Annotated in this window: 14 protein-coding genes; 9 read left to right on the forward strand and 5 right to left on the reverse strand. The window is 68.8% G+C overall.

Annotated features, from left to right (window positions below):
- The 4 genes from cysD to IU459_RS40185 form a co-directional block, all read right to left on the reverse strand.
- Positions 1-933 carry a sulfate adenylyltransferase subunit CysD gene (cysD, locus tag IU459_RS28395; protein WP_051022229.1) on the reverse strand — a complete coding sequence of 311 codons (933 nt, stop codon included), beginning with the start codon at positions 931-933 and terminating at the stop codon, positions 1-3.
- The gene (locus tag IU459_RS28400; protein ID WP_195132651.1) at positions 930-1,646 is read right to left on the reverse strand and encodes a phosphoadenylyl-sulfate reductase; all 717 of its coding nucleotides are present in this window, start codon (positions 1,644-1,646) and stop codon (positions 930-932) included. The genes cysD and IU459_RS28400 overlap by 4 nt, the downstream gene beginning before the upstream one ends.
- 20 nt (positions 1,647-1,666) lie before the next feature.
- Entirely contained in the window at positions 1,667-3,478 is a 1,812-nt protein-coding gene (locus IU459_RS28405) for a nitrite/sulfite reductase (protein ID WP_228838650.1), read from the reverse strand.
- Between the two features lie 125 nt (positions 3,479-3,603).
- Positions 3,604-3,696 (reverse strand): Ms4527A family Cys-rich leader peptide, encoded by a 93-nt coding sequence (locus tag IU459_RS40185; RefSeq protein WP_357721293.1) that lies wholly within the window; start codon positions 3,694-3,696, stop codon positions 3,604-3,606.
- 213 nt (positions 3,697-3,909) lie between these two features.
- On the opposite strand from IU459_RS40185, the gene IU459_RS28410 reads away from it, so the two are divergent.
- The 3 genes from IU459_RS28410 (at position 3,910) to IU459_RS28420 (ending at position 6,475) form a co-directional block, all read left to right on the forward strand.
- The gene (locus IU459_RS28410; protein ID WP_195132652.1) at positions 3,910-4,317 is read left to right on the forward strand and encodes an SgcJ/EcaC family oxidoreductase; all 408 of its coding nucleotides are present in this window, start codon (positions 3,910-3,912) and stop codon (positions 4,315-4,317) included.
- A gap of 238 nt (positions 4,318-4,555) precedes the next feature.
- Positions 4,556-5,716 (forward strand): radical SAM family heme chaperone HemW, encoded by a 1,161-nt coding sequence (hemW, locus tag IU459_RS28415; protein WP_228838659.1) that lies wholly within the window; start codon positions 4,556-4,558, stop codon positions 5,714-5,716.
- 543 nt (positions 5,717-6,259) lie between these two features.
- Positions 6,260-6,475, forward strand: a complete 216-nt coding sequence (locus IU459_RS28420; protein WP_195132654.1) for a hypothetical protein — start codon at positions 6,260-6,262, stop codon at positions 6,473-6,475.
- 4 nt (positions 6,476-6,479) lie between these two features.
- On the opposite strand, the gene IU459_RS28425 is transcribed toward IU459_RS28420, so the two are convergent.
- Positions 6,480-7,445, reverse strand: coding sequence for a helix-turn-helix domain-containing protein (locus tag IU459_RS28425; RefSeq protein ID WP_195132655.1), 966 nt, complete (start codon positions 7,443-7,445; stop codon positions 6,480-6,482).
- 175 nt (positions 7,446-7,620) lie between these two features.
- Here IU459_RS28425 and IU459_RS28430 point away from each other — a divergent pair, with 175 nt between their 5' ends.
- The 6 genes from IU459_RS28430 (at position 7,621) to IU459_RS28455 (ending at position 13,418) form a co-directional block, all read left to right on the forward strand.
- A complete protein-coding gene (locus IU459_RS28430) occupies positions 7,621-8,442 on the forward strand; it encodes an alpha/beta hydrolase (protein ID WP_195132656.1) in 822 nt (273 codons plus the stop codon).
- Positions 8,443-8,474: 32 nt separating this feature from the next.
- Positions 8,475-9,296 carry an alpha/beta fold hydrolase gene (locus tag IU459_RS28435; RefSeq protein WP_195132657.1) on the forward strand — a complete coding sequence of 274 codons (822 nt, stop codon included), beginning with the start codon at positions 8,475-8,477 and terminating at the stop codon, positions 9,294-9,296.
- 15 nt (positions 9,297-9,311) lie between these two features.
- The gene (locus IU459_RS28440) at positions 9,312-10,115 is read left to right on the forward strand and encodes an alpha/beta fold hydrolase (protein WP_195132658.1); all 804 of its coding nucleotides are present in this window, start codon (positions 9,312-9,314) and stop codon (positions 10,113-10,115) included.
- 224 nt (positions 10,116-10,339) lie between these two features.
- A complete protein-coding gene (gene hrcA, locus IU459_RS28445) occupies positions 10,340-11,371 on the forward strand; it encodes a heat-inducible transcriptional repressor HrcA (RefSeq protein ID WP_195132659.1) in 1,032 nt (343 codons plus the stop codon).
- 151 nt (positions 11,372-11,522) lie between these two features.
- The gene (dnaJ, locus tag IU459_RS28450; protein WP_195132660.1) at positions 11,523-12,677 is read left to right on the forward strand and encodes a molecular chaperone DnaJ; all 1,155 of its coding nucleotides are present in this window, start codon (positions 11,523-11,525) and stop codon (positions 12,675-12,677) included.
- Positions 12,678-13,418, forward strand: a complete 741-nt coding sequence (locus IU459_RS28455; RefSeq protein WP_195132661.1) for a 16S rRNA (uracil(1498)-N(3))-methyltransferase — start codon at positions 12,678-12,680, stop codon at positions 13,416-13,418.
- The last annotated feature ends 156 nt before the right edge of the window (positions 13,419-13,574 follow it).

A 13,574-nucleotide genomic window follows, 5' to 3' on the forward strand; every position in this document is an offset into this window, starting at 1 on the left:
TCAGAAATAACCCTCTCGTTTGCGGTCTTCCATCGCGGCTTCGGACACCCGGTCGTCGCCACGGGTGGCGCCGCGTTCGGTCAGTCGGGACGCGGCCACCTCGGCGAGAATCGCCTCGTTGTCGGCCGCGTCGGAAAGGATGGCGCCGGTGGAGGATCCGTCGCCCACGGTGCGGTAGCGCACCGAGCGGGTCTCCAGCACCTCGCCTTCACGCGGGCCGCCCCACACGCCGGGCGTCATCCACATGCCGTCGCGCAGGTACACCGGACGCTCGTGCGCGTAGTAGATGCTCGCCAGGTCGATGTCCTCGCGGGCGATGTAGCGCCAGATGTCCAGCTCGGTCCAGTTGCTCAGCGGGAACACGCGCACGTGCTCGCCCGGAGCGTGGCGCCCGTTGTACAGGTTCCACAGCTCGGGACGCTGACGCTTCGGGTCCCACTGCCCGAACGCGTTGCGCAGCGAGAAGATCCGCTCTTTGGCGCGCGAGCGCTCCTCGTCGCGGCGGCCGCCGCCGAAGACGGCGTCGAACCGGTTCTCGCTGATCGCGTCCAGCAGCGGGATGGTCTGCAGCGGGTTGCGGATTCCGTCGGGGCGCTCGGTGAGGCGGCCGTCGGCCAGGTAGTCCTCCACCTTGGCCACGTGCAGGCGCAGGCCGTAGCGCTCGACCACCTTGTCCCGGAACTCCAGCACCTCGGGCAGGTTGTGCCCGGTGTCGACGTGCAGCAGCGCGAACGGCAGCGGCGCGGGCCAGAACGCCTTGAGCGCCAAGTGCAGCAGCACGGTGGAGTCCTTGCCGCCGGAGAACAGGATCACCGGCCGCTCGAATTCGCCCGCCACCTCACGGAAGATGTGGATCGACTCGGACTCCAACGCGGCGAGGGTGTCGAAATCGCTGATGCCGAGCGAACGTTCGCTTCGAATCGTTTCGGTCATGATTGATGCAACCCGCATTCGGTCTTGGCGAGGCCGGCCCAACGGCCGCTTCGCGGATCGGCTCCCGGCTCCGGCTTCCGTGTGCACGGAGCGCAGCCGATGGACGGATACCCCTCCTCCACCAGGGGATTGACGAGGATGCCGTGGGTGGCGATGTAGTCCTGCATCTCGTCGTCGGACCACGGCGCGATCGGGTTGATCTTCACCAGTCCGAACGCCTCGTCGAACGAGATGAGCGGCGCGTTCGCCCGCGTCGGCGCCTCCACCCGGCGAATGCCGGTGACCCAGGCGTTGTATCCGGCGAGCGACTTCTGCAGCGGGACGACCTTGCGCAACCGGCAGCACTCGTTCGGCTCGCGGGCGAACAGATCCTTGCCCAGCAGCCGATCCTGTTCGGCCACAGTGTGTTCCGGCCGGGCGTTGATCACGTTCACCCCGTACACCGCCTCCACCGCGTCGCGCGTGCCGATGGTCTCGGCGAAGTGGTAGCCGGTGTCCAGGAACAGCACATCCACGCCCGAGCGCACCTGAGAGGCCAAGTGCACCAACACCGCGTCCTGCATGTTGGAGGCTACGATGTAGTTCGAGCCGAAGGTGTCCTCGGTCCACTGCAGCAGTTCGGTGGCCGAGGCGCCGTCGAGTTCGGCCGCACCGCGCGCGGCGATGGCGCGGAGCTCGTCCTCGGACAGCTTTTCCACGAGTTCGGTTGTCACAATTGATCTCCCGTCGACACTTATCTCAGGTCGGCCTCGTCGGCGCGTACCGCCCACTGCGCGAATCGTTCGCCGTCCTCGCGCTGCTTGACGAAGTTGCGCACCACCCGCTCGACGTAGTCGCCGAGCTCGCCGGTGGTCACCTTGTGCTGACGCAGTTTGCGTCCGAAGGCGCTGTCGAAACCGAGGCTGCCACCCAGGTGAACCTGGAAACCCTCCACCTGATTCCCGTTGCCGTCGTCGACCAGCTGGCCTTTGAAGCCGATGTCGGCGATCTGCGAGCGGGCGCAGGAATTCGGGCAGCCGTTGATATTGATGGTGATCGGAACGTCCAGCTGCGCGTTGAGATCCGCCAGCCGCTCCTCCAGCTCCGGCACCAGCGCCTGGGAACGCTTGCGCGTCTCGGCGAAGGACAGTTTGCAGAACTCGATGCCGGTGCAAGCCATCAGGTTGCGCCGCCACAGCGAGGGGCGGGCTTGCAGGCCGAGCGGTTCCAGCTCGTCGATCAGCGCGTCGACTTTGTCGTCGGGAACATCGAGCACGATCAGTTTCTGGTACGGGGTGAACCGGATGCGGTCGGAGCCGATCCGCTCCACCGCGTCGGCGACCTTGGTCAGGATGGTGCCCGACACCCGCCCCGCGATGGGGGAGAAGCCGACCGCGTTGAGCCCGTTGCGCAGCCGCTGCACGCCGACGTGGTCGATCGGCTCGGTGGGCTGCTCCGGCGCGGGGCCGTCGATCAGCTTGCGCTTCAGGTACTCGTCTTCGAGCACCTGACGGAACTTCTCGATGCCCCAATCCTTGATCAGGAACTTCAGCCTGGCCTTGGTGCGCAGGCGGCGGTAGCCGTAGTCGCGGAACAGCGCGACCACGCCTTCCCACACGTCGGGCACCTCGTCCAGCGGCACCCACGCGCCCACCCGCTGCGCCAGCATCGGATTGGTGGACAGGCCGCCGCCGACCCACAGGTCCAGGCCGGGTCCGTGCTCGGGATGCACCACGCCGACGAACGCGACGTCGTTGATCTCGTGCACCACGTCCTGCTGGCCGGAGATCGCCGTCTTGAACTTGCGCGGCAGGTTGGAGTACTCCTTCTTGCCGATGTAGCGGCGCACGATCTCATCGATCGCGGGCGTCGGGTCGATGATTTCGTTCAGCGACTCGCCCGCCAGCGGCGAACCGAGCACAACGCGCGGGCAGTCGCCGCACGCCTCGGTGGTCTTCAGGCCGACCGCCTCGATCCGCTTCCAGATCTCGGGAACGTTCTCCACCTCGATCCAGTGGTACTGCACGTTCTCGCGGTCGGAGAGGTCGGCGGTGTCGCGGGCGAACTCGGTGGAGATCTGACCCAGCGTGCGCAACTGCGCGACGTTCAGCGCGCCCGCGTCGCAGCGGATGCGCATCATGAAGTACTTGGCTTCCAGGACGTCGATGTTCTCGTCGCCGGTCCAGCTGCCGTCGTAGCCCTGCTCACGCTGGGTGTACAGGCCCCACCAGCGGAACCGGCCACGCAGGTCGCCCTTGTCGATGCCGTCGAAGCCGGTCTTGGCGTAGATGTTCTCGATCCGGGCGCGAACGTTGAGCGGGTTGTCGTCCTTCTTGGACTGCTCGTTCGGGTTCAGCGGCTCGCGGTAACCCAGCGCCCACTGGCCCTCGGCCTTGCGGCGCACGGGCTTGCCGGTGCGGACGCGCGGGCCTGCGGGCACCTCGCGGCGAGGCCGGTCCGGGCGGACCCGGCGTTCGGAGGCGGGGCGTTCGGGGCGCGCGGGGTGCCCCGGCCGGGATTCGGGCGTGGGCTGATCGGTCGGACCGGCGTCGGTGCTCGACGTCATGGGGTCGCTCCTGCGGGGTGGGTGGAACATCCTGCTGAGGGCGTGAGGGGCTGACTCACGCGTACGGTGTCAGCAGGCCGAGGAAGTCGGGGATCGCCGGGGACCCGGGATCGGGCGCCGCTGAGCTACCGGAGGGAACCGGGCAGACAGCAGGCGCTGCACACGCGCTTGTAATCGACGTGGCGACGTGCCACCAGTCGTACTCCCGAAGCGCGCATGCGGCCTATTGTGCCATGTCAGCGCGGGCCTTCCGACCCCAACGGCAGCATTTTCCGCGTTATGGCGGGAAATCCCCTGGACGTTCTACCTCGTTTGTGACGGCAGTCATACTCCGCGGCCCGTGCGTGGCGCGTGATACGTCCGGTTCATCCGCTGTGACGCCACGCACGCCGCTTGACCTCGAGTCAGGTCGAGGTAGCAGGCTGTTCGCCATGAGTACCGCAGCTATCGACATCGCCGCCGAGACCGAAGCGATCCGCGCGGTGGTCGCCGCCGTCGAACACGCCCAGCGCAACGAGCTCGTCGACGAGTTCGTCGCGCTGTTCCGGGAAGACGCCATCTGGACCACCGGGCACGGCATGCGGCTCTTCGGGCGGGCCGCCATCGCCGAGTTCACCGCCAAGGTGCTGCCAGGGGCCACCGCGCACGGCAAGGCGACTTACGAGGTCGAGCACGTGCTGTTCATCCGCCCCGACGTGGCCGCGGTCAAGGTGCGCCAGCGCTACTTCGACAACGATGGCGTCCTGGAGAGCGAGGGCTCTCCGATGTACGTGATGTCCAAGGAAGAGGGCCGCTGGTTGCTCACCGCCAACCAGAACACTCCGGTCGTGGCGGACTGAGCTGGTCCCCAGCGATGCGCCCAGTGCGGCCGGGGGCGGCGCTTTCCGCGCCGGTGCGGGGCGTCGGCCTGCATCCGCCGCCGGGCGTACTGTGGCCGAACTGGGAAGAGTAAGGCCGCATCGGCCGTGCCCAGCCCGCCGCTGGTGTCCCGAGTGCCGGGGCCGGCGCGGGGGCGTTCACACTGGATAGGTGAGTTCTTCCGCCACCGCGCCCCGCGGCGCAACCGCCTGCGCGCCCTTGCTGCGCGATTTCGGCGGGGGGCCGTTCGGGGTGTACGTGCACGTCCCGTTCTGCGCGACGCGGTGCGGATACTGCGACTTCAACACCTACACGGCGGGTGAGCTCGGCACGTCGGCGTCGCCGCAGTCGTGGTTGGCGGCGTTGCGCGGCGAGCTGGCCACCGCGGCGCGGGAGTTCGCGGGATTGCCGAGCGCCACACCGGAGGTGTCCACCGTCTTCGTCGGCGGAGGGACGCCATCGCTGCTGGGCGGTGACGGGCTGGCCGCGGTACTGGATGCCGTGCGCGGCGAGTTCACCCTCGCCGCCGACGCCGAAGTCACCACGGAGTCCAATCCCGAGTCCACGTCACCGGAATTCTTCGAGCGGATCCGCGAGGCCGGGTTCACCCGGGTGTCGCTGGGCATGCAGTCCGCTGCGGCGCACGTGTTGAAGGTGCTCGACCGCACGCACACCCCAGGGCGTGCGGTGGCCGCCGCGCTGGAGGCGCGCGCCGCCGGATTCGAGCACGTCAATCTCGACCTGATCTACGGGACGCCGGGCGAGCGCGACGCCGATCTCGACGCCAGCCTGGACGCGGTGCTCGGCGCGGGTGTCGACCACGTCTCGGCCTACTCGCTCATCGTCGAGGACGGCACCGCGCTGGCCCGGCGAGTGCGTCGCGGCGAACTGCCCGCACCCGACGACGACGTGCTCGCCGCGCGCTACGAACGCATCGACACCAGGTTGCGCGCCGCCGGACTCGAGTGGTACGAGGTGTCGAACTGGGCGGCGAACGCCGACGCGATTTGCCGGCACAACCTCGGCTACTGGGATGGTGGCGACTGGCTCGGCGCGGGGCCCGGCGCGCACAGTCACGTCGGGGGAGTGCGCTGGTGGAACGTGAAGCACCCGGCGCGGTACGCCGATCGGGTCGGCGAGGGCGGCTTGCCCGCGGCAGGCTGGGAAGCGCTCACCGATGACGAGCGGTACACCGAGCGGATCATGCTCGCGGTCCGGCTGCGCACCGGCCTGCCCCTGGCCGACCTGGCTCCCGCCGCCACCCCCGCAGTGGATCGCGTGATCGCCGACGGTTTCGCCCTGCGCGCCGACGACCGTCTCGTGCTCACCGACCGAGGCCGACTCCTGGCCGACGGCGTCGTCCGCGACCTGCTGACCTGAACGGCAATCACCACCCCGACCCCGGCCGCACCCGGATGTCCGGCGCCGTAAGGCGTTCGCTCTCCTCCAGGCCGTCCCGCGCCGCGCCCGGTCCGGAGCGACCCGCCACGCCGGTGCCATCAGAACCCAGCGGAGACATTGCAGCAAATTCCATCGCGCCAGGACCGGGCGAATGCCATTCGCGCCGCTGATCACCGTCCCTGGGCAGCCGGCCACCTCACAGCGAGTTGATCAGCACAGTGAATCCACGCGAAATGCACACCGGAGCAGCGGTTTCACACGCCGGGCTGCTGGAAGCAGGCCGACCAGCGGATGCGCTGTTCGCCGACAACGTGTTCCCTTTGGTCCGAAGAGAAGTGGACAGCGGATCAGTTCGGATCTCCGCATTGGGAACTCGCACAAGCGGTATGGCGTGTGTGGGTGCTCCGCACCAGCCCCGCCCGACTCCGGGTCGGGGATTCGGGGATTCGGCGAACTCCGCGTCCGGTTTCAGCCCGCGGCGGCGGTCGGCCACGTAGGCTGCGACCAACCCCAAGGAGACTCATGGCGTCGGCACGACACATCACTCTTGTCCATGAACCAGGCGAGTTCGCGGAAGCGCGGGCAGCCGAGAAAGCGGAGAATGCGCGCCAGTGCGCCGTCGCCGCCCGCACCGTAGCCAGTTACGCGGAGGACGCCGCCGATTGCCAGTCGTTACTGGCGATGCTCGGCCTGGACGCCCGCGCGGGCAAGCAGGCCGGAACCGCGGATCGCCGCTGACCGGCTACGGCTCCTCCGCGGCCAGGGTGACCCTGCGCCATTCCCGCGGCGAGAGTCCGTAGGCGGCGCGAAAGCGCCGGGCGAAGTGGGACGGATCCCGAAAACCCCAGCGTCGAGCGATCATCGAGATCGTCCGCTGCCGGTGCTCCGGCTTGGTCAGATCCGCGCGCACCTGTTCCAACCGCTGACTGATGATCCACTGCTCGAGGCTGTACTCCGCGTTCGCGCAGATCTTGTACAACTGCCGGACCGACATGTTGTGCGCCTTGGCGATATGTTCCGCGCCCAGATCGGGGTCGGCCAGGTTGCGTCGCACGTAGGCCCGGATCCGGGACAGCAGGATGTCCGCCGGGATGACGGCGGCGTTGCCGTCGTCACTGCCGGCCGACAGCAGCAGTCCCCGGATCAATTCGATGCTGGCGCAGCCGGACAGCGCGGCCGCCGGGTCGGCGCTGAGCGCGTCGGCATCGGTGGTCAGCTGGACGATGTGGTTGGCCACCAGCCGATAGTGCGGGCTGTCCTGTACCCGGGTCGCGGCCTGGCTGATCAGATCGGCGGGCAAGCCGAGTTGCTCGAGCGGCACGTGCAGGCAGGTGGACGCGCCGTCACCGTGCCAGCTGAAGTCGTAAGGCGCGTTCAGGTCCATCACGTGTAGTTCGCCCGGCCGCACCACCCTCTGGACGCCGCCCTGCTCGTATCGTCCATCCCCTGCCTGCTGCACCGCCACCGCCAGTACTGGCGCGGGCGAGGTGCGCACCTGCTTCGGCGTGCGGATGAGCTGGATCCCCGAGGTGCGGGCACGGAAGATGCTCGCCTCGCCGAACTGCCAGACATCGAATGTGGCGTGGACGCACTCCTCCGGCCCGTCCAGCACGACGTGCGACGGTACCGACGCCTCCTGCACAGCCGCGGCCACCGCGTCCACCCGCTCGTGCGGCGCGATGGTGTCCGAATTGAACACGACCGTCATGGCAGCCTCCGTCGCAATTGGGACAGATTCGGCAATCCTCGCACGAGCCCGGTCGATCGGGCCGTGCATTGTGAGCCGAGGATCGTGCACGGACAGTCATTTTTCCGGCCGCCGCCCGTCCTACGCTGTCGAACGGTGATCGACATGGGTCGATTCCCGTTTCGCCGTAGGAGGCATGGTGGCGCGACCACGATTACGTCCGGTCGTATTCATTCATGGTCTGTGGATGCACAGCAGCAGCTGGGCGCCGTGGGTCGAGTTGTTCGACAGCGCGGGATACCAGCCATCGGCGCCGGGATGGCCCGGCGACGGCGAGACGCCCGAGGCCACCAGGAAGGATCCCGCGCCGCTGAACAATCGCGGCATCGCCGAGGTCACCGATCACTACGCGGAGTTCATCTCCACGCTGCCGATGCCGCCGGTGGTCATCGGGCACTCCTTCGGTGGATTGATCGCGCAGAAACTGCTCGGGACCGGCTTCGCGAGCGCGTGCGTGGCGATCGCGCCCGCGCAGTTCAAAGGGGTGCTGACGCTGCCGCCGGTGCAGCTGCGCAATGTGCTGCCGGTCCTTGGCCGTCCGTGGTTGCGCGGCAAGACGTGGGCGCACACGGCCGAGAGCTACCACCGCGCGTTCGCCAACGGCGTGTCCCGCGCGGAGTCCGACCAGCTGTACGCCGACTATGCGATTCCCGCCCCCGCCCGCCCGCTGTTCCAGGCGGGAACGGCCAATCTCGCGCCGCGGAGCGAGGCGGCGGTGGATACCCGCAGCGAACGCGGCCCACTGCTGATGATCGCCGGTGGACTCGACCGCACTGTTCCGGAGGCCACCGTGCGGTCGGCCTACCGGATCCAGCGCAGGAATTCAGCGGTGACCGAGCTGGTGGTCTTCGCCGATCGGGGGCATTCCATGCCCGCCGATCACGGTTGGCGTGCGGTCGCCGACACCGCGGTGGAATTCCTGGCCGAGCACCTTCCGCCGGTGCCCGGCGAGTCGTAGTCCGACATCCATTCCAGATCGGAGGAACATCCATGCCAACGATCACAACCAGCGATGGCGTCGAGATCTACTACAAGGACTGGGGTTCGGGACGTCCCGTGGTCTTCAGCCACGGCTGGCCGCTCAACGGCGACGCCTGGGACAACCAGATGAACCTGGTGGCGAGCAAGGGCTATCGCGCCATCGCGCACGATCGGCGCGGTCACGGCCGGTCCGGCCAGGTGTGGGACGGGCACGACATGGACCACTACGCCGACGATCTCGCCGCCGTGCTCAACGAGCTGAACCTGACCGACGCCGTGCTGGTCGGGCACTCCACCGGCGGCGGCGAGGTCACCAGGTACCTGTCGCGGCACGGTACCTCCCGGGTGGGGAAGGCCGTGCTGGTCGGCGCGGTGCCGCCGCTGATGCTGCGGACCGACGCCAACGTCGAAGGTCTGCCCATCGATGTCTTCGACGACATTCGCGCGGGCGTCGCCGCCGACCGCTCGCAGTTCTACCAGGACCTCTCGGCGCCCTTCTACGGCGCCAATCGCGCGGGATCGGCCGTCTCCCAAGGGCTTCGGGACCATTTCTGGCTGATGGGCATGCAGGTCGGGCTCAAGGGCGCGCTGGACTGCGTGAAGGCCTTCTCCGAGACCGATTTCACCGCGGAGCTGCCGAGCATCGACATCCCCATCCTGGTGGCGCACGGTGACGACGATCAGATCGTCCCGTTCGCGGCCTCGGCGGCCAAGACCGTGAAGCTGCTGCCCCGGGCCGAGCTGAAGGTGTACTCCGGTGCGCCGCATGGCCTGTGCGGAGCGTACGAACAGGCGTTCAATGCCGACCTGGTCGAGTTCCTGAAGAACTGAGGAGGGCGAAACCCGATGAAGCGTAGACGTATCCTGCGCGGCGGCATAGCCGCGCTCGCCATCGCGCTCGCCGCCGCCGTGTCGGGCGGCCCCGCGCAGGCGCAGATGTCGCCGACCATCGTGCTCGTGCACGGCGCCTTCGCCGACACCACCAGCTGGAATAGTGTCGCCGCGCTGCTGCGCGGGCGCGGCTATCGCGTGGTGACGCCGGACAATCCGCTGCGGGGACCGGCCTACGACGCGGCCGCCGTGCAACGCGCACTGGATCCGATCTCCGGTCCCATGGTGCTGGTCGGCCACTCCTACGGCGGCTTCGTGATCACCAACGTGCACGACCCGGAGGTCGAATCGCTGGTCTACGTCAACGCGTTCGCGCCGGTGCAAGGCGAGGTCGCCCAACAGGCCCTCGACCCGATCCGTTTTCCCGGCAGCCAATTGCTGCCGCCCGCGCTACAGGTGAAGGTCGTCGACGACCCGCAGGGCATCGTGGGCAAGAACGTCGACGGCTACCTCGCACCCGCCAGCTTCAACGACGTCTTCTGCCAGGACGTCGACTCGGCGACAGCCGCCGACATGCTCGCCCATCAGCACTCCATCGCGGTCGCGGCCAATCTCGAACCCTCTGGCTCACCCTCGTGGTCGACCACTCCCAGCTGGTTTCTGGTGTCGGCAGGCGACCGCGTGATCCCGCCGTCGGCTCAGCGCTTCATGGCTCAGCGGATGGGCGCGCGCACCAGCGAGATCAATGCCTCCCATGCCGCCATGGTCTCCCGGCCCGACGACGTCGCCGCGGTGATCCAAGCCGCCGTACCCCGCTGATCGCCTCCGCCGAGCGGGACCTGACCAGCTGTCACGGCCGCGTCTCGCTCGTCGGTGTCCGGATCAGGTGCCGCCGCGGTTCGATCGGCGTTCCCGTCACCGGCCGGCGATCCGGCGGAGGGCAATTAGACTGGACAAACAGACGAACCGGGAATTCGCCTGTAATGGCTGGTGGGCGCCGGTAGTGCGGCGCGACCGGAGACGAAAGCGAGGAGGTTGGGCCGATGTCGAGCACCGAGGATCGGCGCTTCGAGGTCCTGCGCGCGATCGTCGCGGACTATGTCGCGACCAAGGAGCCGATCGGGTCGAAGACCCTGGTCGAGCGGCATAACCTGGGTGTTTCCAGCGCGACGGTGCGCAACGACATGGCGGTGCTGGAGGCCGAGGGATACATCACGCAACCGCACACGAGTTCCGGTCGCATCCCCACCGACAAGGGCTATCGGCAGTTCGTGGACCGCATCTCCGAGGTCAAGCCGCTGTCTCCGGCCGAACGCAGGGCGATCATGGAGTTCTTGGAGTCGGGCGTCGATCTCGACGACGTGCTGCGGCGCGGTGTCCGCTTGCTGGCCCAGCTGACCAGGCAGGTCGCCGTCGTGCAGTATCCGACGGTGTCGGCGTCCACGGTCCGGCACATCGAGGTGGTCGCGCTCAATCCGGCACGGCTGCTGCTGGTGGTGATCACCGACACCGGCCGCGTCGACCAGCGGCTGGTCGACCTCGGCGCGGTGATCGATGACGAGGATCTGGCCGCGCTGCGCGGCATGCTCGGCGGCGCGATGGACGGCAAGCGCCTGGCCGCGGCCTCGGCGGCGGTCGCCGAGCTCCCCGAGCACTCGCCGTTGCGCTTGCGCGACGTGCTGGTCCGGGTGTCCACCGTGCTGGTGGAGACGCTGGTGGAGCATCCGGAGGAACGCTTGGTGCTCGGCGGCACCGCCAACCTCACCCGCAACGCCGCCGACTTCGGCTTCCCAGGCTCGCTGCGCGCGGTGCTGGAGGCGCTGGAGGAACAGGTGATCGTGCTCAAGCTGCTCGCCGCGGCCCAGCAGCCGGGACGGGTCACCGTGCGGATCGGCGAGGAGACGCAGGTCGAGCAGATGCGCGGCACCTCGGTGGTGTCGACCGGCTATGGTGCGGCGGGCGCGGTGCTCGGCGGAATGGGCGTGCTCGGACCGACTCGGATGGATTACCCAGGAACGATCGCCTCGGTAGCGGCTGTCGCCCGGTATATCGGCGAGGTACTGGCCGAGCGCTGACGTGACACCGGCCACCCACGCCACTGCTACGCTCGACCTTTCGGCCGGATAAAGTTGAGTGCACAAGACTAATGCTGTTGTCGGCGCGCGGGGAACGCGTGCGCGGGCACCAGCGGCACTGTCGACAACGACCAAGGACTAGAGAACTCAAGTGGCACGGGACTACTACGGACTGCTCGGCGTCGCGAAGAACGCGACCGACCAGGAACTCAAGCGGGCATACCGCAAGCTGGCGCGTGAGCTCCACCCCGACGTCAACCCGGACGAGACGGCGCAGGCCAAGTTCAAGGAAGTGTCGGCCGCCTATGAGGTGCTGTCGGATCCGGAGAAGCGGCGCATCGTCGACATGGGCGGTGATCCGCTGGAATCCGCCGGTGCCGGTGGCGCGGGCTTCAGCGGCGCGGGCTTCGGCGGGCTCGGCGACGTGTTCGAGGCGTTCTTCGGCGGTATGAGCGGATCGACCAGCACGCGCAAGCCGCGCGGTCGTGTCCAGCCGGGCGCCGACTCGCTGATCCGCACCCGGCTGAGCCTGGCCGAGTGCGCGGTGGGCGTGACCAAGCACCTGACCGTGGACACCGCGATCTTGTGCGACCTGTGCCAGGGCTCGGGCACGAACGGCAAATCCAGGCCGGTGCGCTGCGAAACGTGCGGCGGCGCAGGCGAAGTCCAGTCCGTGCAGCGTTCCTTCCTCGGCCAGGTGCTGACCTCGCGTCCATGCCCGACCTGCCGCGGCGCCGGTGAGACCATCCCGGACCCGTGCCAGAAGTGCGGCGGTGACGGCCGGGTGCGGGCGCGCCGGGAGATCGCCGCGCCGATTCCGGCCGGCGTCGCGAACGGCATGCGGGTGCGGTTGGCCGCGCAGGGCGAGGTCGGTCCCGGTGGCGGCCACGCGGGTGACTTGTACGTCGAGATCGTGGAGCAGCCGCACGACGTGTTCGTCCGCGACGGTGACGACTTGCACTGCACCATCCGGGTGCCGATGGTCGACGCGGCACTGGGCACCACCGTCGTGATCGACACCATCCTGGACGGCCCGACCGAGCTGACCATTCCGGCGGGCACCCAGCCCGGGGAGATCTCGGTGCTGCGTGGTCACGGCATGCCGCGCCTGCGCTCGGGCGCGCGCGGTGACCTGCTCGCGCACCTGGACATCGTGATCCCGGCCAAGCTGGACGGTAAGCAGACCGAGCTGCTGCGCAAGTTCAAGGGGATGCGCGATCGCGAACGCGCCGAGGTGATGTCGGCGCAGTCCGAGCACAACAGCGGGTTGTTCGCGCGGCTGCGCGCGTCGTTCAGCGGGCGTTAGGTGGCCGCGACCGTCTTCTACCTCGACGAGGTGCCCGAGCCGGGCGCGATCGCGGTGCTCGACGGCCCGGAGGGCAGGCATGCCGCCACGGTGCGCCGCATCCGGGTCGGCGAGCCGATCACGCTCTCCGACGGCCGCGGTGTGCTGGCCGAGTCGGAAGTCATTGCGGCACAACGTGACCGGCTCGAATTGGCGGTGCGCGACCGGGTGCTGGCCGCGCGCCCGGCCCCGCTGGTGACCGTGGTGCAGGCGTTGCCCAAATCCGACCGTTCGGAACTCGCGGTAGAGCTGATGACCGAGGCGGGCGCGGACGCCGTCATCCCGTGGCAGGCGGCCCGCTGTGTCGCCAACTGGGAAGGCAAGGCGGCCAAGGCGGTCGACAAGTGGCGTGCAGCGGCCCGCTCGGCCGCCCGTCAGTCCCGCCGCGCCTACATCCCCGAGGTCGCCGACCTGCATCGCACCAAGGACTTGCTGGAGCTGGTCCGGAAGGCGAAGACGGACGGCGCGATCGTCGCGGCGCTGCACGAATCCGGCACCGCCCGCTTCACCGAACTGCCCTTCGCCGCGGCCGCCGAGATCATCCTCGTGGTCGGCCCCGAAGGCGGGCTGGACGATGCGGAGCTGGCGGCCTTGGCCGACGCTGGCGCGAACGTAACCTTGCTCGGCCCGACGGTTTTGCGTACGTCCACGGCGGCCGCGGTCGCTCTCGGCGCGCTGGGCGCTCTCACATCACGCTGGTAAGGCCCTACGTCACCGAGCCCCGCTGCCAGTGTCTACGGCCGGGTCACCGAGCAAACGTAGCGGGAATGCCCGCCCTTTGGCGCGGGGAGGAAGCGCGTCAGCTACGCACCGATGCACGCCGGTCATGCGGGGCGGCCGAGCACCGGATGCCGGTAT

It is taken from the genome of Nocardia amamiensis (assembly GCF_015477605.1).
In the GTDB taxonomy this organism is placed as follows: Bacteria; Actinomycetota; Actinomycetes; order Mycobacteriales; family Mycobacteriaceae; genus Nocardia; species Nocardia amamiensis_A.

Coding starts and splice junctions, on each gene's coding strand:
- cysD (WP_051022229.1), bottom strand. CDS start 933: ATGACCGAAACGATTCGAAGCGAACGTTCGCTCGGCATCAGCGATTTC.
- IU459_RS28405 (WP_228838650.1), bottom strand. CDS start 3,478: ATGACGTCGAGCACCGACGCCGGTCCGACCGATCAGCCCACGCCCGAA.
- IU459_RS40185 (WP_357721293.1), bottom strand. CDS start 3,696: ATGCGCGCTTCGGGAGTACGACTGGTGGCACGTCGCCACGTCGATTAC.
- IU459_RS28410 (WP_195132652.1), top strand. CDS start 3,910: ATGAGTACCGCAGCTATCGACATCGCCGCCGAGACCGAAGCGATCCGC.
- IU459_RS28420 (WP_195132654.1), top strand. CDS start 6,260: ATGGCGTCGGCACGACACATCACTCTTGTCCATGAACCAGGCGAGTTC.
- IU459_RS28425 (WP_195132655.1), bottom strand. CDS start 7,445: ATGACGGTCGTGTTCAATTCGGACACCATCGCGCCGCACGAGCGGGTG.
- IU459_RS28430 (WP_195132656.1), top strand. CDS start 7,621: ATGGTGGCGCGACCACGATTACGTCCGGTCGTATTCATTCATGGTCTG.
- IU459_RS28435 (WP_195132657.1), top strand. CDS start 8,475: ATGCCAACGATCACAACCAGCGATGGCGTCGAGATCTACTACAAGGAC.
- IU459_RS28440 (WP_195132658.1), top strand. CDS start 9,312: ATGAAGCGTAGACGTATCCTGCGCGGCGGCATAGCCGCGCTCGCCATC.
- hrcA (WP_195132659.1), top strand. CDS start 10,340: ATGTCGAGCACCGAGGATCGGCGCTTCGAGGTCCTGCGCGCGATCGTC.